A 23,097-nucleotide genomic window follows, 5' to 3' on the forward strand; every position below is an offset into this window, starting at 1 on the left:
TGTCAAAACTCCTTCGCGTAGCGTCTGTATTGGTCGACATCCTCTTTCAGGCCATCCATTTCAAATGACCGGAATTCTTCGATGATCACTTTGGCAAGCTCGGTTGCGATGACATGCTCCGCTACTACGGAAGCAGCAGGAACCGCACAAGGATCGGAACGTTCGATCGTGGCAGTGAACGGTTCTTTCGAGTCGATATCGACACTTTCGAGCGGTTTGTAAAGCGTCGGGATCGGCTTCATGACCCCTCGTATGATGATCGGCATTCCTGTCGACATTCCGCCCTCCAGTCCGCCGAGACGATTCGTCTTCCTGTAATAGCCTCTCTCTTCCGACCAGGCGATTTCGTCATGTACATCACTGCCGAAACGCTTGGCCATCTCGAATCCGATGCCGAATTCGACACCCTTGAACGCATTGATGGACATCATCGCAGCAGCGAGGCGGCCATCGAGTTTACGGTCGAACTGGACGTAACTGCCCATTCCCGGCGGGCAGCCCTCAATCACGACTTCCACGACGCCTCCGAGCGTATCTCCCCTGCCTTTCGCATCGTCGATCGCCTCGACCATGGCCGGTGAAGCTGCAGGATCTGCACAATAGACCGGATCTTCTTCCACGCGCTTCCTGATTTCGTCTGCGGACAAGGATGCGGCGGTATCGGGGTCTGCCGTGATGCCTCCGATCTCAATGACATGTGCAGCTGTCCGGATGCCCAGTTCACGCAGGAACTGTTTCGCGACCGCTCCGGCTGCGACACGCATCGTCGTCTCACGCGCAGAGGACCGTTCCAGTACATTCCGCAAATCCCGATGGCCGTATTTGATGCCGCCCACCAAGTCGGCATGACCCGGACGCGGCCGTGTAATCTGCCGTTTGATATCTTCAGGACGGATCTCATCTCCAAGAGGCTCAATGCCCATGATGGATGTCCAATGTTTCCAATCATCATTGACCACTGTCAACGTGATCGGGGAGCCGAGCGTCTTCCCATGCCGGACGCCGGATGAGATGACGACCTGATCCTTTTCGATCTGCATTCTCCGTCCGCGTCCATGGCCTCCCTGACGTCTGCTGAGTTCCTTCGTAATCATTTCCGCAGTCAGCGGCAGCTGTGCGGGTATCCCTTCAATGATGGCTGTCAGCTCAGGGCCGTGTGATTCACCAGCTGTCAGTACTCTCATCTGATCATCCCCCTTTTGGCCACGCTTGGAATGTGACCATTGATAGCACTTTACCAAACTACAATCGTGTTGACTACTTGTTTAAATGAAAAAAACCGGAAAACTCCGGTTTTTTCATAATTTCTTATAAAAGAACGTATCTTCCGACTCGAGGCCGTACCGGTCGGGACTGAAAATCTGCTCAGTACTGCCAACAAATAGGATGCCGCCGGGCTTCAAAGCTTTCGCAAAGCTGGAATAGATCTGGTCTTTCGCCTCTTCCGTGAAATAGATCATGACATTCCGGCAGACGATCAGATCGTAGTCGCTGCCATAGCTGTCTTCAAGCAGGTTATGCTTCTTGAAGGAGACCGTACGTTTCACTTCATCGGTCACCTGGAAGAACTGGCCTTCCTGTGTGAAATACTTCTTCTTCACATCAGCCGGCACCTCTTTCAGCGAACGCTCCGGATACAGTCCGACTTTCGCTTTTTCAATGACACCCTGGTCCAGATCGGTGGCTGTGATGGATACTTCGCGGAGCGGCATATGATTCGATAGAACCATGGCCATGGAATACGGTTCTTCGCCTGTCGAACAGGCGGCACTCCAGCATTTCAGTTTTTTGGAATTCTCCAGCAGCTGCGGGATGATCTTACGGTCAAGGACTTCCCATCTGGATCCGTTGCGGTAAAATTCAGACACGTTGATGGTCATCCTGTCCAGAAACTCATCCATCATCGCCTGATCACTGCGGATGAGCTCGAAGTATTCCATGAAGTCCCGGCATTTCCGTTTCTCATACAGCGATGTCAGCCGGCGTTTCATCTGTGCCTCTTTATAGAGAGACAGGTCGATTCCTGTCTTCTTCTTCACATTGGCTATGAACTGCGTATAATCCGACACGATTCTGCCCCCGTTCCCTTGCTCGTTATGTATAACAAAAACAGCCGGCGGAAACCGCTAGGCTGCTTTTGCAAGAATTTAGTTGATCCAGCTGTTGATATCTTTTTTGTAGGAAGTAAGTTCCTCTTCCTTGAAGAACAAGCCGATTTCACGCTCAGCGGATTCAGGTGAATCCGAACCGTGGATGATGTTCTTGCCGACAGTGACTGCGAAGTCGCCGCGGATCGTTCCCGGTGCTGAATCTTTCGGGTTTGTTGCACCCATCATGAGGCGTGCTGTCGAAATGACATTCTCGCCTTCCCAGACCATTGCAAATACAGGACCGGATGTGATGAACTCGACAAGTTCCCCGAAGAACGGACGCTCTTTGTGCTCGCCGTAGTGCTGCTCGGCAAGTTCCTGTGAAATCTGCATCAGCTTACCGCCGACGAGCTGGTAGCCTTTGCTTTCGAAACGGTTAACGATCTCACCGATAAGTCCGCGCTGGACGCCATCCGGTTTTACCATCAAAAATGTTTTTTCCATAATACATGATCTCTCCTTATCATTGCGAATCAGGGATGCCCCTACTGAATAGTATCAAACACAGGACAATCTTTCAATTTTTTCTTTATTCGGCAATGCTCAATACGTCCGTTTCCCGAGGAAATCGGCAATTTGTTCGAATGCCTGTTTTGCATCGCTGTCCGGAAGCCACTTGATTTCATCTGCGGCTTTCTGCAGATAGAGGTCGCTGACAGCCTGGGCTTTCTCGATAGCGCCGCTTTTGCGGACGTAGTCCAGCATGGCAGACCGTTCGTGTTCAGTCAGGCTGCCGTCGAATGCGCTTGTCAAATACGGCTGGAAGTCCGGCTCATCCCGTATGTACAGGATCGGCAGTGTAATATGCCCGTTCAGGAGATCGGATCCTGCCGGTTTGCCGAGCTGTTTGTCGGATGAGGTGAGATCCAGTATATCATCGACGATCTGGAATGCCATCCCTGCATAATAGCCGAAATTCCGCAGTCTGCGCACAACGTCACCGTCCGCGCCGGAAATGAGCGCGCCGAGTTCACAGCTGGAAGACAGCAGAAGCGCCGTTTTCCGTTTGATACGGCGCAGATAATCGCGCAGCGACTGATCGGTCTGCCTCTGGTAATCGAACTGGATGATCTCACCCTTGCAGATTTCAAGCATTGTTGTCGCGAGCAGCCGGTGGACAGGAATCATTTCGATTTCGCCGATGGACGTCAGTGCACGTGAGAAAAGGAAATCACCGGTGTACATTGCAATCCGGTTATCCCATTTCGCTTTGACGGTCTTCCGGCTTCTTCTCATATCCGAATCGTCGATCACGTCGTCATGGACGAGAGAGGCCATGTGGACAAGTTCAAGCGAGACCGCCACTTTCGCTGTGCGTTCCATCGAATACGAACCGAACTTTGAAGAAAGGAATACGAAAATTGGACGGATCCTCTTCCCTCCTGCTCTCAGCAGATGCATGGACGCCTGCTGAATGAGCGGGGAATCCGACTGAACGGCATTCTCAAGCTCTTTCTCGATATAAATGAGTTCCTTCCGGAAATCTGTATATAACGCCATCGCCTTCAATTTTTCCAAAATGATTCCCTTCTCCCGCCTGCATAATATTATTTGATTGCGATGTGTCCGGCAGCAACGCCGCCGCTGTATGGCCGATAGTCGACCCTGACAAACCCCGCATCCTTGAACATATGCGCGAGCTCTTCCCTTCCGGGGAAGTCGTCTGCTGATTCCTGCAGCCAGGAATACTCATTGTAACTTTTCGCAAACAGCTTGCCGAACACCGGCATGATGTAATGGAAGTACAGCCTGAATGCCTGCCGGTATCCCGGAATGAGAGACTGTGATGTTTCCAGACAGGCGGCAAGGCCTCCGGGTTTCACGACGCGGTACAGCTCTTTCAGCACCTGTTCGTAGTCCGGCACATTCCGCAGACCGAATCCGATCGTTACGACATCGAACGTGTTATCTTCGAATGGCAGTTCCATGGCATTGCCCTGGACAAGCGTGATATTCGGATAGTCTTCGGTCTTAGGCGCCGCGCTCGACAGCATGGCTTCGCTGAAGTCCAGCCCGGTGACAGTGCCGTTCGTGCCGACAGCGTTTGCGAGGGCGATCGTCCAGTCCGCCGTTCCGCAGCAGACATCCAGGGCTTTCATACCCGGCTTGATATCCATACGTTCCATGATATCCGCACGCCAGCCTTTGTGCAGATTGAAACTGATGACTGAATTCATCTTGTCGTATTCACTCGAAATGGATTGGAATACGGAATGTACCTTTTCTTCTTTCGATTGACTCAAAAGGATCCCCTCTTTTCATTGGTCAGCTTGATGATGATAATGAATGCAGGCGATCCTGCACTGTATCCGCGAGGACCGGGGACAGCCCTGCAGCCTGCCCGGTCTCCGACTGCCATCTTGAACCGAGCAGTCCGACCGCCCGGCGTGCCAGCTCTTCTTCGACGCCGAATGACTTCAGGGCTTCGGGATCATGCAGTCGTATATATGTAAGCGCGTACTCGGCCAGTTTCCGGTACCTGTCGTACCCGTAACGGTCATAGAAAGTCGAAATGCACGCAGTTTCAATGACAGCCAGCCGGGACAGCAGGCGCTCCGCGGTCAGCCGGGAATCCGTCTGCAGGGCGGCTTTCTGTTCGTTGACACGGCCAATGGTCTGTGACAGTTCACGGATCAGAGTGAACTCCCCGATGTCTGCCAGCAGTTTGTAATGGACGCCGCTGAAATGATCCCCCGCCAGGACCGTCAGCTGCTGGACAGCCGATGCTGCGCCCTTCTTTTCGATGCGGTCATGGATATCCAAGGCAGCCTGGATGGCTCCTACAGCGATCATGACCTCCTCAGCTGGTCTATCCGCTGTCATCCCGTCATTCAGCAGCGGAAGCAGCAGATAGAAGGCCTTGTCCCGGTCAAGCGGCACATCCGCGATCTCCCGGTCCAGGGTCGGTTCCTTCAATGCAGACCGCAAGCCGGCCATATAATTTTCTATGAATGTGTCCAATTGCTGTTTGTTCATCACTGTTTCTCCATTCCAATGCAAGAGCTGCGCTCTCTGATCAGGCTCTCTCTTCACTGGAGACAATCCCGTGGGCAGTCGTGATCTCTGCTTTCCCACGGATTTTCATGGCGGATGTGTGCTCCGTAAATTGGGCGATCATCACTTCACCGTTATCCAGCTTCTCAGTATGATGGAACTTTGTATCGTTTCCGCGGGTTAACCCAATTACGCTGACACCATCTTCTTCTGCCTTGATGATTATATAGTCAGGTGCAGTCATGATTATCTCTCCCGTCTTTCATATCCTGTCTATCATAGCACAGGTAAAGCGCCTATCGCAAAGGAGCCCGGCCTACTTTACAAGTGACAGGATCTCCGACCGTTTGACATCGTCGTGTTCATAGATACCGCGGGCGGCGGTTGTCACGGTTTTGGAACCTGGTTTCTTGACTCCCCGCATCGTCATGCACATATGCTCCGCCTCGATGATCACGTATACACCAAGGGGTTTCAGCATGTCCATCATCGCATCCGCAATGGTCGTCGTGATCCTTTCCTGCAGCTGCGGGCGTTTTGCTGCCGTCTCGACAGCCCTTGCCAGCTTGCTGAGACCTGCGACGGCGCCGTCACGCGGAATATAGGCGATGTGGGCAACACCGAAGAACGGAACGAGATGATGCTCGCACATCGAGTAGAACGGAATGTCTTTCACCAGGACCATTTCGTCGTGCTGTTCATGGAAGATCGTCTTGAAATAGTCCCGCGGGTCTTCATCCATGCCGGAAAAAACTTCACCGTACATCTTCGCTACGCGTTTCGGTGTATCCAGGAGACCTTCCCGGCCCGGGTCCTCACCGATCGCCTCCAGGATCATCGTCACCGCCTGTTCGATCTTGCGCAGATTATTTTCCTCCATGGCTAAAACCTCCTCTCCTGTATATCAGTCCTTCAAAATAGTAGCACACTCGCCACATTCAGTACAGCTGCCCGCCCCGCTGTGCGGCGGCCAGCGGAAAGAAGCCCGCCAGCGTATCCGGAAAGGACATCTGACGGGCTTCTATGTAAGTGAACTCACTTTACCGCATCTTTCAAAGCTTTTCCTGCTTTGAACGCTGGTACTTTGCTTGCTGCAATTTCAATCTCTTCGCCTGATTGAGGGTTACGGCCTTTACGAGCAGCGCGCTCGCGTACTTCGAAGTTACCGAAGCCGATCAATTGCACCTTTTCACCCTTTGCAAGAGCGTCTTGGATTGTTTCGAAAACAGTTTCAACAGCTTTTGTCGCATCTTTCTTCGAAAGACCTGCTGCCTCTGCTACGGAGTTGATCAATTCAGTTTTGTTCATCCCGTTCACCTCCTTCCAAAGAAAGGTCTGCTGAAGCTCATTAACACTGTAAAAAGAGTAACATAACCATTTCTGAGGTGCAACAATATTGTGGCTGCAGCAAGGCTTACGGCTAGCTTGAACGAAAAAAAAGACCCGTTTAAGACGGATCTTTTCAAGTCAGACGATAAATGTCACCATCCCTTTATTTCCTTCATTAACCATTTTTTCGATCGTTTCACGCAGTCTCCGTCTCGCGCTGGTCGGGACTGACGATGTCTTGAAACGAATGCTTTCTTTCAGCACTTCATGGAGAGGCGTGCCGAACAGCTGTGTCTCCCACAGTGCTTCACGATCATGCAGGTAGGCGTTCTTCAGCTCCTTGAGCAGGTGGTGGCTGTGGAATTCCGAGCCGATCAGCGGCGCGAATTCGGCTTCCATATCGATCCGGATCACATGCAGGGCAGGAGCGGTCGCCTTCATACGGACTCCATAGAAGGAATCTTGCTTGATAAGCTCCGGCTGTGTCGGTTCGAAGTCTGCAATCGTCGGCAGCGCAACCCCATAGCCTTCTTTCTTGGCTGTGTCGATTGCCTCGGCGAACATATCGTATGATTTCTTCGCCTTCACTGCATCCTGGATGAACAGCAGCCAGTCTTTCTTCGTTTTCATCTCCGTATCCATGTAGGACTCGCACACGGCCAGGTAGGTCTCTTCCGTGATCTTCAGGTCCAGTGTCGCTTTCCCTTTCCCGGCATCCACCTCGATGACATCCGCATGCTTGATATAGTCTTCTTCATTGAGACGTTCCGCCAGCTGTTGCACTTTCCTGATTTTTGATGCTTCCAGGAATCCTTCATTGATGATGTCATCGATCTGTGCGTTGAGCATATGCTCGGGACCCAGGACATCCATCCAATCCGGCTTCTGCAGATCGATCTGGGTGATCGGGAATTCATAGAGCGCTTCTTTCAGGATCAGCTGGATCTCCTGGGCATTCAGCTGGTCTGCGCTGATGGCGATGACGGGTACCCCGTAGGTTTCGTGCAGCTGCTGTCTGAGCTGGACCGTCTTTTCATGGGCCGGCATCTTGGAATTCAGGACGATGACAAATGGCTTCCCGATTTCTTTCAGCTTTCCGACGATCTCCGTTTCCGCAATTTCAGCGGCGGAACGCGGGATGTTGTTCACCGTTCCGTCAGTTGTCAGCAGGATGCCGATTGTCGAGTGGTCACGGATCACTTTGTCAGTGCCGATGCGTGCGGCTTCCTCGAACGGGATCGGTTCGTTGTGCCAAGGGGTATGCACATACTTCGGACCGTCCTCGTCTTCATACCCTTTCACGCCGTCGATGACGTAGCCCACACAGTCCGCCAGACGGATCTGGAAGGACAGTTCGCCGTCCCCTACCGACACAGCGGTACCTTGTGCGGGGACGAATTTCGGCTCGGCTGTCATGATGACCGGACCCGGCGAGCTTTGCGGAAGTTCATCCTGCGCACGCGTCCGGTCTGCCTGTTCGCTCATATTCGGGATTACGACTTCTTCCATGACACGTTTGACAAATGTGGACTTTCCGACCCGGACAGGGCCGACCACTCCGATATAGATATCCCCATCCGTCCGTCTGGCCAAGTTTTCATATAGTTCTTCTTTCATTTCCATCGTCCTCCTTTTCTACGCATAATAGTTTATGAAACAAAAAAACGTTTCATGCCTGAAGCACGAAACGTTTTTTGTTCAGTTGGAGGATTTCAGGAAAACCACTTCATTCTGTCCGTTCACCGTATAAGGCAGGGAGTATGCCGGCAGGATCGGATAATTGTCGGCCAGCAGATACCGGATATCCTCTCCGGGCTTGACGTCAGGCTTATCCCGTTCCACGATACGCGCCAGGTCGATGGCATAATCGATATAGAAGTTGCCGTCGCCGCCAACGACGAGCGGCAGATGGGCATCCGAATAAGGGCTTTCCACTGTCAGCGGCTCTTTAAGCCCCATCTTTTGGAAATCGACCTCGTAGACGTTCGCACCTTCCTGCACCGGATCCTTGAAAGGCAGGACACCATTCACCGTCTTGCGCAGAATCAGTTCACGGATCCGTTCCGCGACACGCAGATCCACGAGTTTCACAGTCGGATCCTCCTCGACATCCATGAGGACATACTGATAGATCCCCCCCTGCTCATAGGCGTTCGATGGTATCTTCTCAGTCAATGAAGGGACGATTTTCGAAAACTCGATCGGGTATTTGATATACGGATCGGTTTCCTGATCCCTCGTCTTGATGGGCAGCAGGCCGTCCGTCTGCTGCTGGTACGTATCGACGGCCTTCTGGACAGTCTCCATCTGATCTTCGTAGGGTGTCTGCTTGCTTTCCAGCTCGTCTTGCGGGTACAGGCAGCCTGACAGCAGCAGCATCACAGCAGCAGCCATCGGCAGCATGATCATGCGTTTCATCAGCTTATGCGCCTCCTGTCGGTCCATTGAATACAAGATAGACCATTGCGAAAAACGAAAAGAGCAGCAGTGCATAGGCAATGATTGCAAACAGGATGCTTACAATCTTGTTTTTTATTTTTGTTCGGCTCAGATGGATGAGTCCCATGGAAATCACCATGCAACCCATCGCATAAAACGATAGCCACATTTTATCCAGCGAGGACAAAGCGAGTCATTCCTTCCAGCCGTTAGCGAACGGCCATATAGTTAAGTATTGAAGGCTGCCCGGCAGCTGCCGGTCAGTCAGTGAACTGGTCAGTTTCTTTCTTCCTGTCCCTGTTCATCAGCCAGTCGACTGCTTCCCTCGGTTCGTGACCTTCGAACAAGACCGAGTAGAGGGCTTCCGTCAGCGGCATGGAAACGCCGTAATGAGCAGCCAGCTGGTGGGCCGCTTTGGTCGTGCGCACGCCCTCGATGACCATGCCCATCCCTGCCGTCACCTCTTCCAGCGTCTGCCCTTTGCCGAGCATATTGCCGGCTCTCCAGTTCCTGGAATGGACACTGTTGGCAGTCACGATGAGATCCCCCATGCCCGCCAGTCCTGCGAAGGTCGATGGATTGGCACCCATTTTGACACCTAGGCGCGTGATCTCGGCAAGCCCGCGGGTGATCAATGCCGCTTTCGCATTATCCCCGTATGCCAGGCCGTCCGTAATGCCGGCTGCCAGCGCGATGACATTCTTCAGCGCACCGCCGAGCTCGACACCGAGCACGTCCTGATTCGTATAGACCCGGAAATAGGAATTCATGAACAAATTTTGGATTTCCTCTGCTGCAGCGAGATCATCCGAGGCCGCAGAGACCGTTGTCGGATGGCGCAGGACCACTTCCTCCGCATGGGACGGACCAGACAGGACGACCAGCGCTTTCCGGACTGCAGGACGGATCTCCTCTGCCAGCATTTCAGTGATCCGTTTCTGTGTATCCGGTTCGATTCCTTTGGAAACGTGTACAATTGTCACAGGCCGTTCGATGAGTTGGTCCAGCTGCCTGCCAATTTCGCGGATCCCTTTGGTCGGCACGGCCACTATCAGGATATCCGCATGGTCGACTGCCGCTTTCAGATCGGAGGTGCCGCGCAGGGATTCCGGAAGAATGCAGTCGTTCAAGTAGGACGAATTGGTATGGTGCTCATTTATTTCATCGGTCTGTTCCTGGCGTCTGCTCCAGATCAGACAGTTGTGTCCATTTTCTGCGAGGACGAATGCAAGGGCGGTTCCCCAGCTCCCTGCCCCGATTACAGAGACATTTTTCAAAGTGTTCATCCTTTCTGCCAGGTTCTCAGCTGCGTGCGCGGGTGATGATACGGATCGGTGTCCCTTCGAAACCGAACGACTCCCTCAGACGGTTCTGAAGGAAACGTTCGTACGAAAAGTGCATGAGTTCCGTATCATTCACGAATACGACGAATGCAGGCGGTCTGACAGCCACCTGGGTCGTGTAATAGATGCGCAGACGCTTCCCTTTATCGGAAGGCGCCGGATTTCGTGCCACCGCGTCTTCGATCACTTCGTTCAGGACGCTCGACTGGATACGGAGGGAGTGATTCTCACTGATTGTCGTAATCAGGTCGAACAATGTCCGCACCCGCTGTTTCGTCTTTGCCGACACATAGGCGACCGGCGCATAATCCAGGAACAGGAAGTTCTTGCGGATGTCTTCCGTGAAACGGTTCATCGTCTTCTCATCTTTTTCGAGGGCATCCCATTTATTCACGACGAAGAGTACACCCTTACCCGCTTCTTCCGCATAGCCGGCAATCCGCTTGTCCTGTTCACGGATCCCTTCTTCACCATTGAGCACGATGAGTACGACATCCGAGCGGTCGATCGCTTTCAATGCACGCAGGACACTGTACTTCTCCGTGTTTTCATACACCTTGCCTTTTTTCCGCATGCCGGCGGTATCGATGATCCTGAACTTCTGACCTTCATACTCGTACAGCGAGTCAATGGCGTCTGTCGTCGTTCCGGCAACGTCGCTGACAATCACACGGTCTTCACCCAGAAGCGCGTTGACAAGCGAGGACTTCCCGACGTTCGGCCGGCCGATCAAGGAGAAACGGATGACGTCTTCCTCGATCTCTTCTGCTGCAGGCTCGGGGAAACTGGCTGCGACACCGTCCAGCAGGTCTCCGAGACCGAGACCGTGGGAACCGGAAATCGGATATGGGTCGCCAAAGCCGAGTGAATAGAAATCATAGATCATCTCACGCATTTCAGGGTTATCGACTTTGTTGACGGCCAGGACGACCGGCTTTTTTGTTTTGTATAGAATTTTCGCGACCTGCTCATCACCGTTCGTCACGCCTTCACGGCCATTCGTCAGGAAGATGATCACATCGGCTTCTTCGATCGCAATTTCCGCCTGGGCCCGTATTTGTTCCAAAAACGGTTCATCGCCAATGTCGATGCCCCCTGTATCAATCAGATTGAAATCATGTGTCAGCCATTCCGCTGAGCTGTAGATCCGGTCACGTGTGACGCCCGAAACGTCTTCCACGATTGAAATCCGCTCACCGACAATCCGGTTGAAGATCGTCGATTTGCCGACGTTCGGCCGTCCGACGATGGCTACTGTTGGTTTACTCATTCATCATACATCCTTCCACGCTATCTTCTGCATATTATACACAAAAAAAAGAGATGGCGCTCTTAAAAGAGCCATCTCTTTCAATTGATTGTTACAGGACACTGAACAAGGTTATTCAGAGAACTTCTTCAGCTGGTCACCGATGACGTCGCTGATCGAGAAACCTGATGGTTCTTCAGGCATTTCATAATCGTCGTAAGACTCCTCTTCCTTGTCTGTCAGGTCTTTGATGCTCAGTGACAGGCGCTTCTCGATTGGATTGACGTCCAGCACCTTCACTTCGACTGTCTGCCCTTCAGACAGCACTTCGTTCGGCGTTCCGATGTGCTGGTGGGAGATGCGGGAGATATGGACAAGCCCTTCCACGCCTGGGAACACTTCCACGAATGCCCCGTACGAGACAAGGCGCTTCACAGTTCCTTCGAGGACAGTACCTTTAGGAGCCTTTTCTTCGATTCCTTCCCAAGGACCAGCAAGCGTTTCCTTGATGGACAGGCTGATACGTTCTGCATCACGGTCGACTGACAGGACCTTCACCTGCACCTTGTCCCCTTCCTTCAGGACATCGGACACTTTCTCGACGTGGCCGTGTGCGATTTGTGAAATGTGCACAAGGCCGTCCACGCCGCCCAGATCGACGAACGCACCGAATGATGCAATCCGCTGAACAGTGCCGTCGAGCACCTGACCTTCTTCCAGATCAGCAAGCACTTCGTCTTTCTTGGAAGACTTCTCTTCCTGGATGACTGCGCGGTGGGAAAGGATAAGACGGTTCTTCTCCTTGTCCATCTCGACAATCTTGAAATCCATCGTGCGTCCTTTGTAATCTTCGAATGATTCCACGAAATGATCTTCCACCAGGGAAGCGGGGATGAAGCCGCGGACACCCAGATCGACGACGAGGCCGCCTTTCACTACGTCCTTCACTTCTGTGGTGATCGTTTCATTGTTATTGAATTTCTCCTCGAGTGCATCCCAGGCATCTTCCGCATCCACTTTCCGCTTGGACAGCACATAGGCATCATCTTCGACCTTGATGATGGACAGTTCGAGTTCGTCCCCGTCTTTCACAGCGTCAGATGCCGTTTCAATGTGAAGGCTGGACAGCTCGCTGATCGGGATCACACCGTCAAACGGAGCTCCAGGGATTTCCACGGTAACTGACTTGTCTTCGATTTTAGTGACTTTACCTGTCACGCGGTCTCCTTCGTTATATCCATCCATCGCTTCTACATTCATCTCTTCAGTCATATGTAGTCCTCCTCCATAATAATCATATCTCTATACTATTGGAATATACCCATAAAAACAAAAAATTGAACTTGTTTATCAGCGGTTTTTTTCCAGCAGTTCCTGGATTGCCGACATGATGACTTCCGTCGCCTCTTCCGCGGAGGCTTTCCGTTCCCGGTATTCCGTCATATCGATCGGCCGGCCATACACGACTTTCAGCTTCCGGAATGGACGGTACGGACCGATGATGGCACAGGGCATCACCACGGCGTCTCCTTTCAATGCGAAAAAACCTGCTCCTGTTAATCCTTTCCCCAATTCCCCGTTTTTACTCCTGGTTCCTTCAGGAAACATTCCGACCACTTGTCCGGAGCGTAATAATTCCAGTGCCTTCCGGATCGCCTGACGGTCGCTGAGTCCCCGCTTTACCGGGAACGCATTGACATTCGGCAGGACCGACTTCAACACCGGCTGATGGAACAGCTCTTCCTTCGCCATGAAATGGACCGGTCTTGGAGCTGTCAGTCCGACGACCGGCGGATCGAGGTTGTCGATATGGTTCGTGCAGAGCAGGACACCCGATTCCTCGGGGAAGTTCTCCCGGCCGATGATCTGGATCCGGTAGAGCGGCCTTAGCACAGCTGCGCAGATTGCTTTACCGAGCGGATATAAGTTCATGAGTCCATCCTCATTTCTGCATGGCGGATGATAGTGTCGGCGACTTGTTCGATAGTGAGAGCGGTCGTGTCGATGAACACCGCATCTGCCGCCTGCTTCAACGGTGAAGTGATGCGTTCCGTATCCGCCTTGTCACGCTCCGCAATGTCTCTGCACAGGTCATCCATTGTACAGTCTATCCCTCTTCTTACATTTTCCGCATACCGCCGTGCTGCACGTTCCTCCACCGAAGCGGTCATGAATATCTTCAGCTCAGCATCCGGCAGAACGGCGGTGCCGATATCCCTGCCATCCATGACGACGCCTGAGGCATTCGCCAGGAGCCGCTGTTTTTCCGCCATCAGTCCGCGGACGGTCGGCTGGGCTGCTGCTGCTGACACATTGGCCGTGACTTCCTGGGAGCGGATCGCTTCCGTGACATCTTTGCCGTCCACCCTCACCAGCTGGCCTTCCGGAGAAGGAAGCAGCTCGATTTCCATCCGTTCGAGCAATGATGAGAGCGCCTGATCGTCATTGACATCTATATGCTGCTGAAGGGCGCTGTATGTCAGGGCTCTGTACATGGCTCCTGTATCGATATAGGTATAGCCCAGTTTTTCCGCTGTTATCCGCGCAATCGTGCTTTTCCCGGCAGCTGCCGGGCCGTCGATCGCAATTTGAATTCCTCTGTTCATATCCTCTACCCCCGTACTCGATTCGAACACATTGTACCACAGCGAAAAGGAAAAAGTCTTATACAGCAAGACCTTTTCCTATTCGTTGCGTTTCTTCAGCTGCCTCTCAAAACATAGGCGGATGACCTGCTGCCTTGATTCGGGATCGATTTCGTCGAATTGCAGGGAAGCGATCGGTCGCCCTTCCTTCTCCCATACCCTCACAACCCTTGCATTGACGCGCACATAGTTGATGGAGTTGTTTTTGAACGGCAGCACCAGTGTTGCAGTCACGATATCATCCTGCTCGAGGGAAGCGCGGGCCAGGTTCACTGCCATCCCGCCGGCACTGATGTCTTCCGCCACGAGCTGATGCACAGTGCCGTCCTTGTCGATCGCCACATCGAGCGGGGATTCCACCCTGACAAACTCCCGGCGCTGGATCTTGATAAGTCCGCTGTCCCCCGGGTATGTGAGCTGCAGCATCGGAATGCCCCTGTTCAGCCGGCCGATGACTTCCGTCCGAAAGACATACGCCATCTTCAATTCGTCCACGAACGAAACGAGCAGCTGGGTACCGTCAATGAAGAAAGCAGTACGGCCGGTATCCAGCTGTGTCGGATAATCGATCATGATACAGCCTTTTTCAATATCCACGACACGGCTTTTGTATTTCTCGCCGTTTTCCGTATAATCTTTATCGATTGCAATCGAGGTCCCGATTTTAAGTCTCATCTTACCGCCACCTGTCTCAGTTCTTATAGTTATTATGGCACGGCAGATGTTTTTTTCCAATAGATTCCGTTATTTTTGCTGTTCTGTCCGGATGACCTCTTTCGTCTCGGTATCGACCAGCACGATATATGTCCCGGTTTCCCCATTCTCCTCCATTGTGACGGTCAGTGCGTACGCCAGGCGCTGCCTCCCATGCTCATTTTCCGCATAGACGAGTTCCTCGCGGTTCACTTTCACTTGCTTATGGAAGAACGTATTCCAGTCGATTTTCACGATCGGCTGGTCTTTCAGCTGTTCTTTCCGGATGTATTCCGCAGCGTTGACCCCTGCTATCCTGCCGTCTTCCTTGGAAGCTTTGATCTGGATTGTGTCGGAGAGAACTTTCGCCTTATGCAGAGGCTCCTGGCGGGTGTAGACGAAGTGGAATGCCGTGTCATTCTCCCTGACTTCCTCGAATACGACATCGGTATAGCCCGCTACCTTCAGGAATTGTTCGACTTGCTTCTGCACCGTCACTGCATCCAATCTGCCGTTCCCTGCCGGCCGTTCGGTCAAGAAGGACAGCACATGGCCGCCTTTTTCGGTTATATCGATGTAACCGACCGATTCCTGATCGGAAAACCGGATATGATAGAACGGATACGGGGATCCAGGTTTGCTTTTTTTCAGGTCTATCACCTGGTCTGCCGTGTCGGGGAACAGTTTCTTGAACTTGTCCAGGGCCTGCTCTTTCGAAATTGCAGGGTCCTCTATATGTTTCAGCTCTTTCTTTTTCAGGGCATCCGACTCGCTGGCGGTGAGCGGGAATACGCTTTCCGTATATTGCTGCACGGACGCACTCAAACCTTTCCAGTCGAATGACGCTTTCTCACTGTCCATCCGCTGCTGCCATTCCTCCATCGACAGGTTGCCGCTTGCCATATCGGCTGTTGCCGCCGCCCACTCATTCGACAGGTTTTCGATATTTCCGGAGGCCTTATCCATGACGGCATGGAACTCACGCGGCTCCGTCTGTTCGGGTCCGGTCTTCGCAAACTTTCCGAGCCTGCTCAAGTAATTCATCCAGACAGACGAGAAATGGGGATCGAGCGGAAGTGACGAAACGGACTGCTGAATATCGGACGACAGCCGCCATATATCTTCCCTCGCCCTCAGATCACCTTCCCCTTCGTTGAACAGCATCGTCTTTTTCACGGCAGTGTCGAGCTCCTGCAGTTTGGCTGAAGCATCAGCAATGTTTTTCGCATACTGCACTGACAGGGCGTTTTGGAGATCTTTCTTTTGGATGTTCGTCGTATATGCATATACGCTCAGAGAAAAAATAGCGAACAGCGCCAGAAAACTGAATCGTTTCATGATCTGTAGGTACACCTGCTTTCTTTTCCTAATGTCGTTGATACAATCGATCAGTTACAGAAGATATGCATGCCGATTTTCTTGATCTGCGGGCGTGACCAGATCCACTTGCTTGTTGCCGTGACAGGGTTGAAGTAATAGATAGCATTCTCCGAAGGATCCCACCCGTTCATCGCGTCGATGACCGCTTCTTTCGCACGTTCATTCGGAGTCAGCCAGATCTGCCCGTCAGAGACGGCCGTGAATGCCCCCGGCTGGAAGATGACGCCCCCCACAGTGTTCGGGAAGTCGGGGTGTTCGATCCGGTTCAGGATGACTGCTGCCACCGCAACCTGCCCTTCATACGGTTCGCCCCGGGATTCTCCATAGACTGCATTAGCCAGCAGTTTCAAATCGTCTTCACTATACTTTCCAGGCATCTGTGTCGTTTTATTCCCGGAAGAGGCACTTCCGCCTTTCGCCTGGCTGGACAGCGGTTTTCCGCCATAGTGGGTGAACTCTTTCCCATTCCGTAAGTTGTCCATCACGAATTGTTTGTCGTAAGATGAGACATTCACCAATTTCCTTTTTGTCTTGCTGCCGGCAATTCCGTCGACAGGCAGTCCGTACTTCTCCTGGAATTCCCTGAGTGCCCAATAGGTCTGATAGCCGAATACTCCGTCGATCTTCCCTTTGAAGAATCCGATGTACTGCAGTCTTGCCTGCAGCTCGATGACGTCATCCCCTTTTGCCCCTTTTGCGAGACCACGATCTGTGAATGCCTGCGTATCGGAGCTGAATGACAGCTGCAGAACAGCCAGCAGTAATATGCCTGCCAGCAGCGAGCGTATCCGTTTGTTCATCACGTTTTCCTCCAGTCTTCGTTCCTAGTGTCTATCCTGCCCGTATTCAGTTGTTTTATGACGCATTTTGTAAAACAAAAAAACTGCCCGGAAATGTTTTTTCAACATTTCCGGGCAGTTCGCTCAGCGCATGCGTCTCCTCGCTTGTCTCAACGCGAAAACATGGGCATATTTGACCCTCGTCAGTCCGAACCACCATAAGAACAGCATGAACGGGATCATCAGATAGAGCCAGAGATCATGTATCTCCAAGATAGCATTATATGTTACGTGAAGCAGGAAAGGCAGGAGGAATGCCAGCGCCAAGTATCGGTTTCTCCGCTCTCCCGGCGCGAACTTCGACCGTCCATAATAATACCCCATGACGACACCGAACAAGGCATGGCTCGACACCGGCAGCAGTGCACGGATGAAGGCCGTATCCAGGCCGAACGTAAAGAGGAACAGGATATTCTCGACAGTCGCAAAACCGAGCGAGACACTCGCCCCGAACAGGATGCCATCATATGCGTCGTCAAATTCGAAATTGTTATAGAGGAAAATCAATAATACAAGCCACTTGAAAAACTCTTCGATGGCTCCTGTGAAGAGTGTGTTATGGAGGAATCCGTTCGCCAGCACGTGTTCCTCCAAGAAGACGTGCTGGATGAAAAGGATCGGGAATGTCATGACAGCACCATAGACGAACGCTTGGAACAGGGCACGGGAAGGTTCCTGTGTAATCTCTTTCCGTAAATACAAATAGCTGAAGAGCGCAAGTGACGGTGCGATCGCCACAGTGAATAATATGAACAACTTCCGCACCCCCAATCAGGGAGATTATAACATATTGCTCATATGGAGACCCGGCTATTCTGCAATTTTATTTTGCAGCCGCTTCTTGATCGTCTCTGCAATCAGTTCACCGTGATGTCTGCCGTTTTCAATGAAAATCGAGTTTGCATTGTTGCCGGCTGCGATGACCCCTGCAATATAGAGATTGTCCACGGATGTCTCCATCGTATCGGGATTATAGTCAGGACAGCCGCTGACGGAATCGAGGCGGATTCCCATATTCCCCAGGAATTCATAGTCCGGATGGTAGCCGATCATCGCAAAGACAACATCTGCGCGGATCTCTTCCTGTCGGTTCGGTGTACTGACCGTGACGGTGTCCGTTGTGATGACGTCTACGGAGCCCTCGAATATCATCCGGACTTTCCCGTTATTCACCAGGCTCTCAAATCCCGGCAGGATCCACGGTTTCACACTTTTCGAGTATTCCCCGCCCCGGTACACCACAGTGACATAGGCGCCGGCACGTTCGAGTTCCAGGGCAGCGTCGACCGCGGAATTCTTACCGCCGATGACAACTGCATGCTTGCGGAAGTACGGGTGTGCCTCCTTGAAATAATGATGGACGTGCGGCAATTCAGCACCTTCAGCATCCAGCCGGTTCGGCTGATCATAATATCCTGTCGCCACGACTGTGTAATCCGCCTGGTAGACGGCCTTGTTCGACGTGACGGTGAAACCGCCGTCATTCTTTTCGACAGACAGCACCGTTTCACCACTCCGGATATCCAGCTGCTCCAGTTCCGCTACAGCCCGGTAGTAGACAAGCGCGTCGTTGCGCTGTGGTTTCTCTTTTGCGGTGATGAACGGAATATTGCCGATCGACAGCTTCATGCTCGAGCTGAAGAACGTCTGGTGGGTCGGATACCGGTAGATGGAGTTGACGATGCTCCCTTTCTCGATGAGGATCACCTGCAGCCCCAGATTCTGCAGCTCAATGGCAGCTGACAGACCGCATGGACCAGCTCCGATTATGATAGCGTCGGTTTTAATCATACTCTATGTTTACACTCCTTTTTTATACCGCAGTGTGATCAGATGTGTTTCCGGAGGAGCGCCGAAACGGAGCGGGACGAGAGACGTGCCGAACCCGTTGCTGATCAGTTCAGCCTGCCTGCGGTCCACCCTGAATGTCCCTTTCGGCTGCATCCCCCAGGGTCCTACCCTGATTTGCCCGCCATGTGTATGGCCTCCTGCCAAAAGTGCCGGAGACGCCATATCCGCCAAATTCCCGAAAGAGGACGGATTATGCATCACGACGATACGGAAATCATACTGTCCGCCGAATTCAACTGCCTTCCGCAAGTCGGCATTGCCGCTTGAAGGATCATCGGCACCGCTGATGATCCAGCCAGGATGAGATGCGACCGGTACAGTGCGATTATCCAGTATAGTCCCGCCGACGTCCGCGATGATGGACCGCATCGTCTCCTCCCCGATCTCACGGTCGTTATTGCCCCACACATAATAGACAGGGCCCATTTCAGCAAGCCGGGCGGCATTCTGCTGAACACGCCGGACGGGGACACCTTTTTCCGCAAAATCCCCTCCGATGATGACGAGGTCAGGTGACTTTCCGGTCTGCTGCACTTTTTCGGACAGCCGTCCGGGAACCCGTCTCCGGTGCACATCACTTATGAAGAAGACCGTCAATTCCGAATCGGGATCCGGATCGATCTCCACTGCATGCTTTTTCACGGTCACCCGCTTCGCACTCCACAGCATACTCGCAGTCACGAGAGCTGCACATGCCGAAAGCACACCAAATGCGATTTTCCATGTCTTCATACATCCACCTGCCATATGAAAAAGGCAAAGCATACGGACTTTGCCTTTTCCTGATTTTAATTTACGGGAGGATCAGCGTCTGTCCGACACTGATCGAATTGGACGTCAGCCCGTTTGCAGCCTTGATCTTTTCAACATATTCCCCTGAACCGTAATAGTTTACGGAAATCCGATAGAGTGTTTCGTCGGGGCCCACAGTATGGGTTTTCCCTGCAGGTTTCGTCTGCGCAGGGGGGTCCGGTTTCGCTTCAGGCTTCGGCGCCGGTTTCTGCTCGGGTTTCGGAGCCGGTTTCTGCTCGGGTTTCGGTTTTGGAGCCGGTCTTTTCTCCGGCTCTGGTGCAGGTTTCTGTTCAGGCTGGACGGGCTTTTTCTGGCCAGCCTTCTGTTCCTCCGCCTTATCCTGCTGTCGGCTCTTATCCGGGTCTGCGGAGTCTCCCGAATTGTCCTCTGCCTGCTTGTCGTCGCCGGCACTGCCGTTTTTGTCAGCGGAGCTGTCCTGGTCCTGGTCCCCGTCTTCCTTCTCGGCAGCGATGCCTGTACTGCCTCCCGGTTCTTTCGAGTCCATTTCAAATGTGACTCCGGATTTATCGATACTTACTGTATTTCCCTCTTTAGGATTATACAAATCGGATAGAACATACACAAATATTCCGATGGGAATCAGAGTGAACAGGATAAGGATGATATTGATAAGCGTAAGTCCCTTGCGTTTATCCTGTTTCTTCCGCTGCGGGCTCTTTTTCCTGCTCTTATGAACCTCAACACGGGAAGGCATTTCCTCAGGGGCCTTCTCATCCATCTCGATCGCTTGTCTATTATTCTCGAAGTCTGAATGAAAGTCACTTTTTGTCATAGCTCATTCTCCTATCCCCTATTGCTGTCTCTTCATTATGACGAATTCTGTCGGAAAAGTAAACGCCAATCAAGCTGTCAGCATAGCAGCAGACGAATGCGGTCCTCCCACGGCAGCAGCCGCCTTTCGTTCAGCACAGCATGCTGTTTTCCGAGCCAGTCTTCCGGCGGGTCCCCGCACGCCGAGCAGCAGACGTCCTGCTGTTCCGGCGGCTGTTCCCCGAAATAGTACAGCAGCTTCGTCCGGAGGCAGGTGTTTCCGGTCGTGTAATCCATCATCTGCCGGAGTTTCTCCTCCTTGCCGAACCGGAGACCTGTGAAGATATCCGCAATCCCCGCCTCGTTCTCCTGTTCCGCGTAATGATCGATGAGCCGGGCGCCCGTTTCGGAAATCCCCGCAAGTTCAGCGGCTTGTTCCCGCTGATTCCCCGCCTTCCTCAGTCGCGCATAATAGGTCACTTCCGTGTCGTCCGGCAGATCATTCTGGACGATGAACCGGATCTTCTGTCCGTCGTCCGGCAGGCTGAGCAGCACTGCACTTGACTGTTTCCCGTCTCTGCCTGCCCGCCCGGCCTCCTGCACATAAGCAGCAGCGGAAGCAGGCATCTGATCATGGATCACCTGCCGGATGTCATCTTTATGGATGCCCATGCCGAATGCGTTGGTCGCACAGATCCAGTCAAGTTCACCCGAGAGGAACTGCTGCTGGATCATCTGGCGGTCGCCGGCTTCCTTGCCTGCGTGGTAGGCGGCGATCTGTATGCCTTCCTTCTGCAGCAGCTGGGTGAGTTCTTCCGAACGCTTCCTGGACGCCACGTACAGGACGCCCGGACCTGATGTTGCTTTCAGCCTTCCTGCAATCCAGTCATTCTTCTCAGGGATGCTGTCGAACCTGCGTAACGAATAATAGATGTTCGGCCGGTTCACGGACTGGCGGATGACCGAAGCATCCTGCATGTTCAAATATGTAAGTATATCCTGTTCAACCCGCTGGTCGGCTGTCGCTGTCAGCGCCAGGATCCGCGGGTTCCCCGCCTTGCGGATGAATTCACCGATCTTCAGGTAATCCGGACGGAAATCGAACCCCCACTGGGAGATGCAATGCGCTTCGTCGATGACCAGAAGGGCAACTGGCTGCGACGCCAGCAGCCTTGTCATATCCGGACGGTTCATCATCTCGGGGGAGATGAACAGGAATTTGATTTGCCGGATTTCAGCAAAAAGCTGTTTCCTCTGTTCGGCCGCCATCATCGAATTGACGGCAGCGACCCTTTTCTCACCGCGCTTACGGATGGACGCAGCCTGATCCTCCATCAGCGAGACAAGCGGCGATACGATGATCACAAGACCGTCCAGCAAATCACCCGGCAGCTGATAACAAAGTGACTTCCCCATGCCTGTCGGAAGTATGGCCAGTGTATCCCTGCCGTCCAGCACCGCCCCGATGACCTCTTTCTGGCCCGGCCGGAACCGGTCGAACCCGAACCGTCTCTTCAGCTCATCATGAAGGTTCACTTGGCATCACCTCTTCTCTTGCACTCAGCACAAGGCGCAGCTGGAAATAGGACAAATGGGGAAATGCTTCCTTCAGCAGCCGCAGCCGTTTCACATTCTTCAGACTCACTTCCATACGCACGGCGTGCTGGTCCTCCGCGCTCACGAACCGGCTGATCGGGAATGCTGCCGTGTTCGCTGCAAGCTCTGTCAGATGGTCTTCTATCGTACTCGTCTTCAGCTGTCTGGCATGCGCAATCTCTTCGACTGTCAGTCCCTGATCGAACAGCCTTTTGGTAATGGACGTCGAGTCGGTCAGCGGGGTTTCCATACGGATACCATCGGACAGTCCGTGCAGGAGCGGCAAATCCTCCCTGGCGGATGGCGCAGCCGCCGCAGTGGTGAAGCGGTGCAGTCCTTCGAGCCAGTCGAGCTGCAGACTGTTCCTCGGTTCACCTGCCGCCTCTTCGATCTGGTCCCACGTCCAGCCGGCCGCACCGTACCCGGTCAGTCTGTGACTGAAGATGACAGCCTGCACGTCCGACATCCCGGATGCCCGGACAGCCTCCGCCAGTTCGCGCGCCAGCTGTTCTGCCAAATCACGTCCCGTCATACGGGAATTCCGCACCACTCCTTTGACGAATTGCTGGACAGCGCGGTCGTTCGTGATGGGCAGGAACGACGTGTTTCCGCTCCGCAGCTGCGAGCATGTCTGTACAAGCAGCTGCAGCCGCTGGAAGAATACATTCTCGCGTCCTCTGAAATGCCAGCCGTCGAAGCGGAACTCGGGAAGTTCCTCTGCCGCCCGTTTCCCTTCCGGAGAGAGCCGGATCAGGCCGCCTTCCGTGCCAAGCAGGCGCTGTTTCTGCAGGAAATCCGCAGATTCGGCAAACGCCGCCTCCGAAAGTTTAGGAAGGATGGCGAAATAGGGTTTGACGGAAAACGCGTCGACATCCTGAAGTGTCTGTCCCGACCGCTTACCGCGCAATATATGCAGGCAGGCATTCAAGGTCCGCTGGCCGTCCATCTTCTCTGCAATCTTGAGAATAATAGAACTTAACTTCACGAAGAATCCCTACTTTCTGGAGTGTAAAGGTTGAAAACTGC

The 23,097-nt window shown here is 53.0% G+C and carries 26 protein-coding genes; all 26 read right to left on the reverse strand.

Going from position 1 to position 23,097, the window contains the following annotated elements; all coding sequences use genetic code 11:
- Positions 1-2: 2 nt before the first annotated feature.
- Positions 3-1,184, reverse strand: a complete 1,182-nt coding sequence (aroC, locus tag QWT68_RS06310) for a chorismate synthase (protein ID WP_290150216.1) — start codon at positions 1,182-1,184, stop codon at positions 3-5.
- A 114-nt stretch (positions 1,185-1,298) separates the two neighbouring features.
- Positions 1,299-2,069: a CheR family methyltransferase gene (locus QWT68_RS06315; RefSeq protein ID WP_290150217.1), complete on the reverse strand. Its 771-nt coding sequence runs from the start codon at positions 2,067-2,069 to the stop codon at positions 1,299-1,301.
- Between the two features lie 78 nt (positions 2,070-2,147).
- Positions 2,148-2,594 (reverse strand): nucleoside-diphosphate kinase, encoded by a 447-nt coding sequence (ndk, locus tag QWT68_RS06320; protein ID WP_040286730.1) that lies wholly within the window; start codon positions 2,592-2,594, stop codon positions 2,148-2,150.
- 99 nt (positions 2,595-2,693) lie between these two features.
- Positions 2,694-3,668 carry a polyprenyl synthetase family protein gene (locus tag QWT68_RS06325; RefSeq protein ID WP_040286731.1) on the reverse strand — a complete coding sequence of 325 codons (975 nt, stop codon included), beginning with the start codon at positions 3,666-3,668 and terminating at the stop codon, positions 2,694-2,696.
- 29 nt (positions 3,669-3,697) lie between these two features.
- A complete protein-coding gene (locus tag QWT68_RS06330) occupies positions 3,698-4,393 on the reverse strand; it encodes a demethylmenaquinone methyltransferase (RefSeq protein ID WP_290150218.1) in 696 nt (231 codons plus the stop codon).
- A 22-nt stretch (positions 4,394-4,415) separates the two neighbouring features.
- Entirely contained in the window at positions 4,416-5,126 is a 711-nt protein-coding gene (locus QWT68_RS06335) for a heptaprenyl diphosphate synthase component 1 (protein WP_040286733.1), read from the reverse strand.
- 40 nt (positions 5,127-5,166) lie between these two features.
- The gene (mtrB, locus tag QWT68_RS06340; protein WP_040286734.1) at positions 5,167-5,388 is read right to left on the reverse strand and encodes a trp RNA-binding attenuation protein MtrB; all 222 of its coding nucleotides are present in this window, start codon (positions 5,386-5,388) and stop codon (positions 5,167-5,169) included.
- Positions 5,389-5,460: 72 nt separating this feature from the next.
- Positions 5,461-6,024 carry a GTP cyclohydrolase I FolE gene (gene folE / locus QWT68_RS06345; RefSeq protein ID WP_040286735.1) on the reverse strand — a complete coding sequence of 188 codons (564 nt, stop codon included), beginning with the start codon at positions 6,022-6,024 and terminating at the stop codon, positions 5,461-5,463.
- A 155-nt stretch (positions 6,025-6,179) separates the two neighbouring features.
- The gene (locus QWT68_RS06350; RefSeq protein WP_040286736.1) at positions 6,180-6,452 is read right to left on the reverse strand and encodes an HU family DNA-binding protein; all 273 of its coding nucleotides are present in this window, start codon (positions 6,450-6,452) and stop codon (positions 6,180-6,182) included.
- Positions 6,453-6,611: 159 nt separating this feature from the next.
- Positions 6,612-8,090, reverse strand: coding sequence for a stage IV sporulation protein A (spoIVA, locus tag QWT68_RS06355; protein WP_052461784.1), 1,479 nt, complete (start codon positions 8,088-8,090; stop codon positions 6,612-6,614).
- Positions 8,091-8,171: 81 nt separating this feature from the next.
- Complete coding sequence (locus QWT68_RS06360) at positions 8,172-8,891, reverse strand: hypothetical protein (protein ID WP_290150220.1); 720 nt, start codon at positions 8,889-8,891, stop codon at positions 8,172-8,174.
- A 4-nt stretch (positions 8,892-8,895) separates the two neighbouring features.
- The gene (locus tag QWT68_RS06365) at positions 8,896-9,081 is read right to left on the reverse strand and encodes a DUF2768 domain-containing protein (protein WP_276327497.1); all 186 of its coding nucleotides are present in this window, start codon (positions 9,079-9,081) and stop codon (positions 8,896-8,898) included.
- 91 nt (positions 9,082-9,172) lie between these two features.
- On the reverse strand, positions 9,173-10,189 hold the full coding sequence (locus QWT68_RS06370) for an NAD(P)H-dependent glycerol-3-phosphate dehydrogenase (RefSeq protein WP_040286740.1): 1,017 nt from the start codon (positions 10,187-10,189) through the stop codon (positions 9,173-9,175).
- Between the two features lie 25 nt (positions 10,190-10,214).
- On the reverse strand, positions 10,215-11,525 hold the full coding sequence (der, locus tag QWT68_RS06375; RefSeq protein ID WP_040286741.1) for a ribosome biogenesis GTPase Der: 1,311 nt from the start codon (positions 11,523-11,525) through the stop codon (positions 10,215-10,217).
- 111 nt (positions 11,526-11,636) lie between these two features.
- Positions 11,637-12,776, reverse strand: coding sequence for a 30S ribosomal protein S1 (rpsA, locus tag QWT68_RS06380; protein ID WP_290150221.1), 1,140 nt, complete (start codon positions 12,774-12,776; stop codon positions 11,637-11,639).
- Positions 12,777-12,854: 78 nt separating this feature from the next.
- Positions 12,855-13,436 (reverse strand): lysophospholipid acyltransferase family protein, encoded by a 582-nt coding sequence (locus tag QWT68_RS06385; protein WP_040286743.1) that lies wholly within the window; start codon positions 13,434-13,436, stop codon positions 12,855-12,857.
- The gene (gene cmk / locus QWT68_RS06390; RefSeq protein ID WP_040286744.1) at positions 13,433-14,110 is read right to left on the reverse strand and encodes a (d)CMP kinase; all 678 of its coding nucleotides are present in this window, start codon (positions 14,108-14,110) and stop codon (positions 13,433-13,435) included. Before cmk ends, QWT68_RS06385 begins: the two co-directional genes overlap by 4 nt.
- Before the next feature lie 78 nt (positions 14,111-14,188).
- Entirely contained in the window at positions 14,189-14,824 is a 636-nt protein-coding gene (locus QWT68_RS06395; protein ID WP_290150223.1) for a flagellar brake protein, read from the reverse strand.
- A 69-nt stretch (positions 14,825-14,893) separates the two neighbouring features.
- The gene (locus QWT68_RS06400) at positions 14,894-16,180 is read right to left on the reverse strand and encodes a PepSY1/2 domain-containing protein (protein ID WP_290150224.1); all 1,287 of its coding nucleotides are present in this window, start codon (positions 16,178-16,180) and stop codon (positions 14,894-14,896) included.
- A gap of 50 nt (positions 16,181-16,230) precedes the next feature.
- Positions 16,231-17,022 (reverse strand): spore cortex-lytic enzyme, encoded by a 792-nt coding sequence (gene sleB, locus QWT68_RS06405; RefSeq protein WP_290150225.1) that lies wholly within the window; start codon positions 17,020-17,022, stop codon positions 16,231-16,233.
- Positions 17,023-17,145: 123 nt separating this feature from the next.
- Positions 17,146-17,817: a glutamic-type intramembrane protease PrsW gene (prsW, locus tag QWT68_RS06410; protein ID WP_040286747.1), complete on the reverse strand. Its 672-nt coding sequence runs from the start codon at positions 17,815-17,817 to the stop codon at positions 17,146-17,148.
- A gap of 54 nt (positions 17,818-17,871) precedes the next feature.
- Entirely contained in the window at positions 17,872-18,852 is a 981-nt protein-coding gene (locus QWT68_RS06415) for a YpdA family putative bacillithiol disulfide reductase (protein WP_290150226.1), read from the reverse strand.
- Between the two features lie 9 nt (positions 18,853-18,861).
- Positions 18,862-19,644 carry a metallophosphoesterase gene (locus QWT68_RS06420; RefSeq protein ID WP_040286749.1) on the reverse strand — a complete coding sequence of 261 codons (783 nt, stop codon included), beginning with the start codon at positions 19,642-19,644 and terminating at the stop codon, positions 18,862-18,864.
- Positions 19,645-19,705: 61 nt separating this feature from the next.
- Complete coding sequence (locus QWT68_RS06425; protein ID WP_290150228.1) at positions 19,706-20,497, reverse strand: LysM peptidoglycan-binding domain-containing protein; 792 nt, start codon at positions 20,495-20,497, stop codon at positions 19,706-19,708.
- A gap of 77 nt (positions 20,498-20,574) precedes the next feature.
- Positions 20,575-22,011: a RecQ family ATP-dependent DNA helicase gene (locus QWT68_RS06430; RefSeq protein ID WP_040286750.1), complete on the reverse strand. Its 1,437-nt coding sequence runs from the start codon at positions 22,009-22,011 to the stop codon at positions 20,575-20,577.
- On the reverse strand, positions 21,998-23,056 hold the full coding sequence (locus QWT68_RS06435) for a YpbB family protein (RefSeq protein ID WP_040286751.1): 1,059 nt from the start codon (positions 23,054-23,056) through the stop codon (positions 21,998-22,000). The genes QWT68_RS06430 and QWT68_RS06435 overlap by 14 nt, the downstream gene beginning before the upstream one ends.
- Positions 23,057-23,097: the final 41 nt, after the last annotated feature.

The organism is Sporosarcina trichiuri (assembly GCF_030406775.1).
Lineage (GTDB): Bacteria > Bacillota > Bacilli > Bacillales_A > Planococcaceae > Sporosarcina > Sporosarcina trichiuri.

Coding starts and splice junctions, on each gene's coding strand:
- cmk (WP_040286744.1), bottom strand. CDS start 14,110: ATGAACAGAGGAATTCAAATTGCGATCGACGGCCCGGCAGCTGCCGGG.
- QWT68_RS06425 (WP_290150228.1), bottom strand. CDS start 20,497: ATGACAAAAAGTGACTTTCATTCAGACTTCGAGAATAATAGACAAGCG.
- mtrB (WP_040286734.1), bottom strand. CDS start 5,388: ATGACTGCACCTGACTATATAATCATCAAGGCAGAAGAAGATGGTGTC.
- QWT68_RS06360 (WP_290150220.1), bottom strand. CDS start 8,891: ATGAAACGCATGATCATGCTGCCGATGGCTGCTGCTGTGATGCTGCTG.
- QWT68_RS06335 (WP_040286733.1), bottom strand. CDS start 5,126: ATGAACAAACAGCAATTGGACACATTCATAGAAAATTATATGGCCGGC.
- folE (WP_040286735.1), bottom strand. CDS start 6,024: ATGGAGGAAAATAATCTGCGCAAGATCGAACAGGCGGTGACGATGATC.
- aroC (WP_290150216.1), bottom strand. CDS start 1,184: ATGAGAGTACTGACAGCTGGTGAATCACACGGCCCTGAGCTGACAGCC.
- QWT68_RS06415 (WP_290150226.1), bottom strand. CDS start 18,852: ATGATTAAAACCGACGCTATCATAATCGGAGCTGGTCCATGCGGTCTG.
- QWT68_RS06365 (WP_276327497.1), bottom strand. CDS start 9,081: ATGTGGCTATCGTTTTATGCGATGGGTTGCATGGTGATTTCCATGGGA.
- QWT68_RS06350 (WP_040286736.1), bottom strand. CDS start 6,452: ATGAACAAAACTGAATTGATCAACTCCGTAGCAGAGGCAGCAGGTCTT.
- QWT68_RS06400 (WP_290150224.1), bottom strand. CDS start 16,180: ATGAAACGATTCAGTTTTCTGGCGCTGTTCGCTATTTTTTCTCTGAGC.
- ndk (WP_040286730.1), bottom strand. CDS start 2,594: ATGGAAAAAACATTTTTGATGGTAAAACCGGATGGCGTCCAGCGCGGA.
- QWT68_RS06385 (WP_040286743.1), bottom strand. CDS start 13,436: ATGAACTTATATCCGCTCGGTAAAGCAATCTGCGCAGCTGTGCTAAGG.
- QWT68_RS06395 (WP_290150223.1), bottom strand. CDS start 14,824: ATGAGACTTAAAATCGGGACCTCGATTGCAATCGATAAAGATTATACG.
- der (WP_040286741.1), bottom strand. CDS start 11,525: ATGAGTAAACCAACAGTAGCCATCGTCGGACGGCCGAACGTCGGCAAA.
- QWT68_RS06420 (WP_040286749.1), bottom strand. CDS start 19,644: ATGAAGACATGGAAAATCGCATTTGGTGTGCTTTCGGCATGTGCAGCT.
- rpsA (WP_290150221.1), bottom strand. CDS start 12,776: ATGACTGAAGAGATGAATGTAGAAGCGATGGATGGATATAACGAAGGA.
- spoIVA (WP_052461784.1), bottom strand. CDS start 8,090: ATGAAAGAAGAACTATATGAAAACTTGGCCAGACGGACGGATGGGGAT.
- sleB (WP_290150225.1), bottom strand. CDS start 17,022: ATGAACAAACGGATACGCTCGCTGCTGGCAGGCATATTACTGCTGGCT.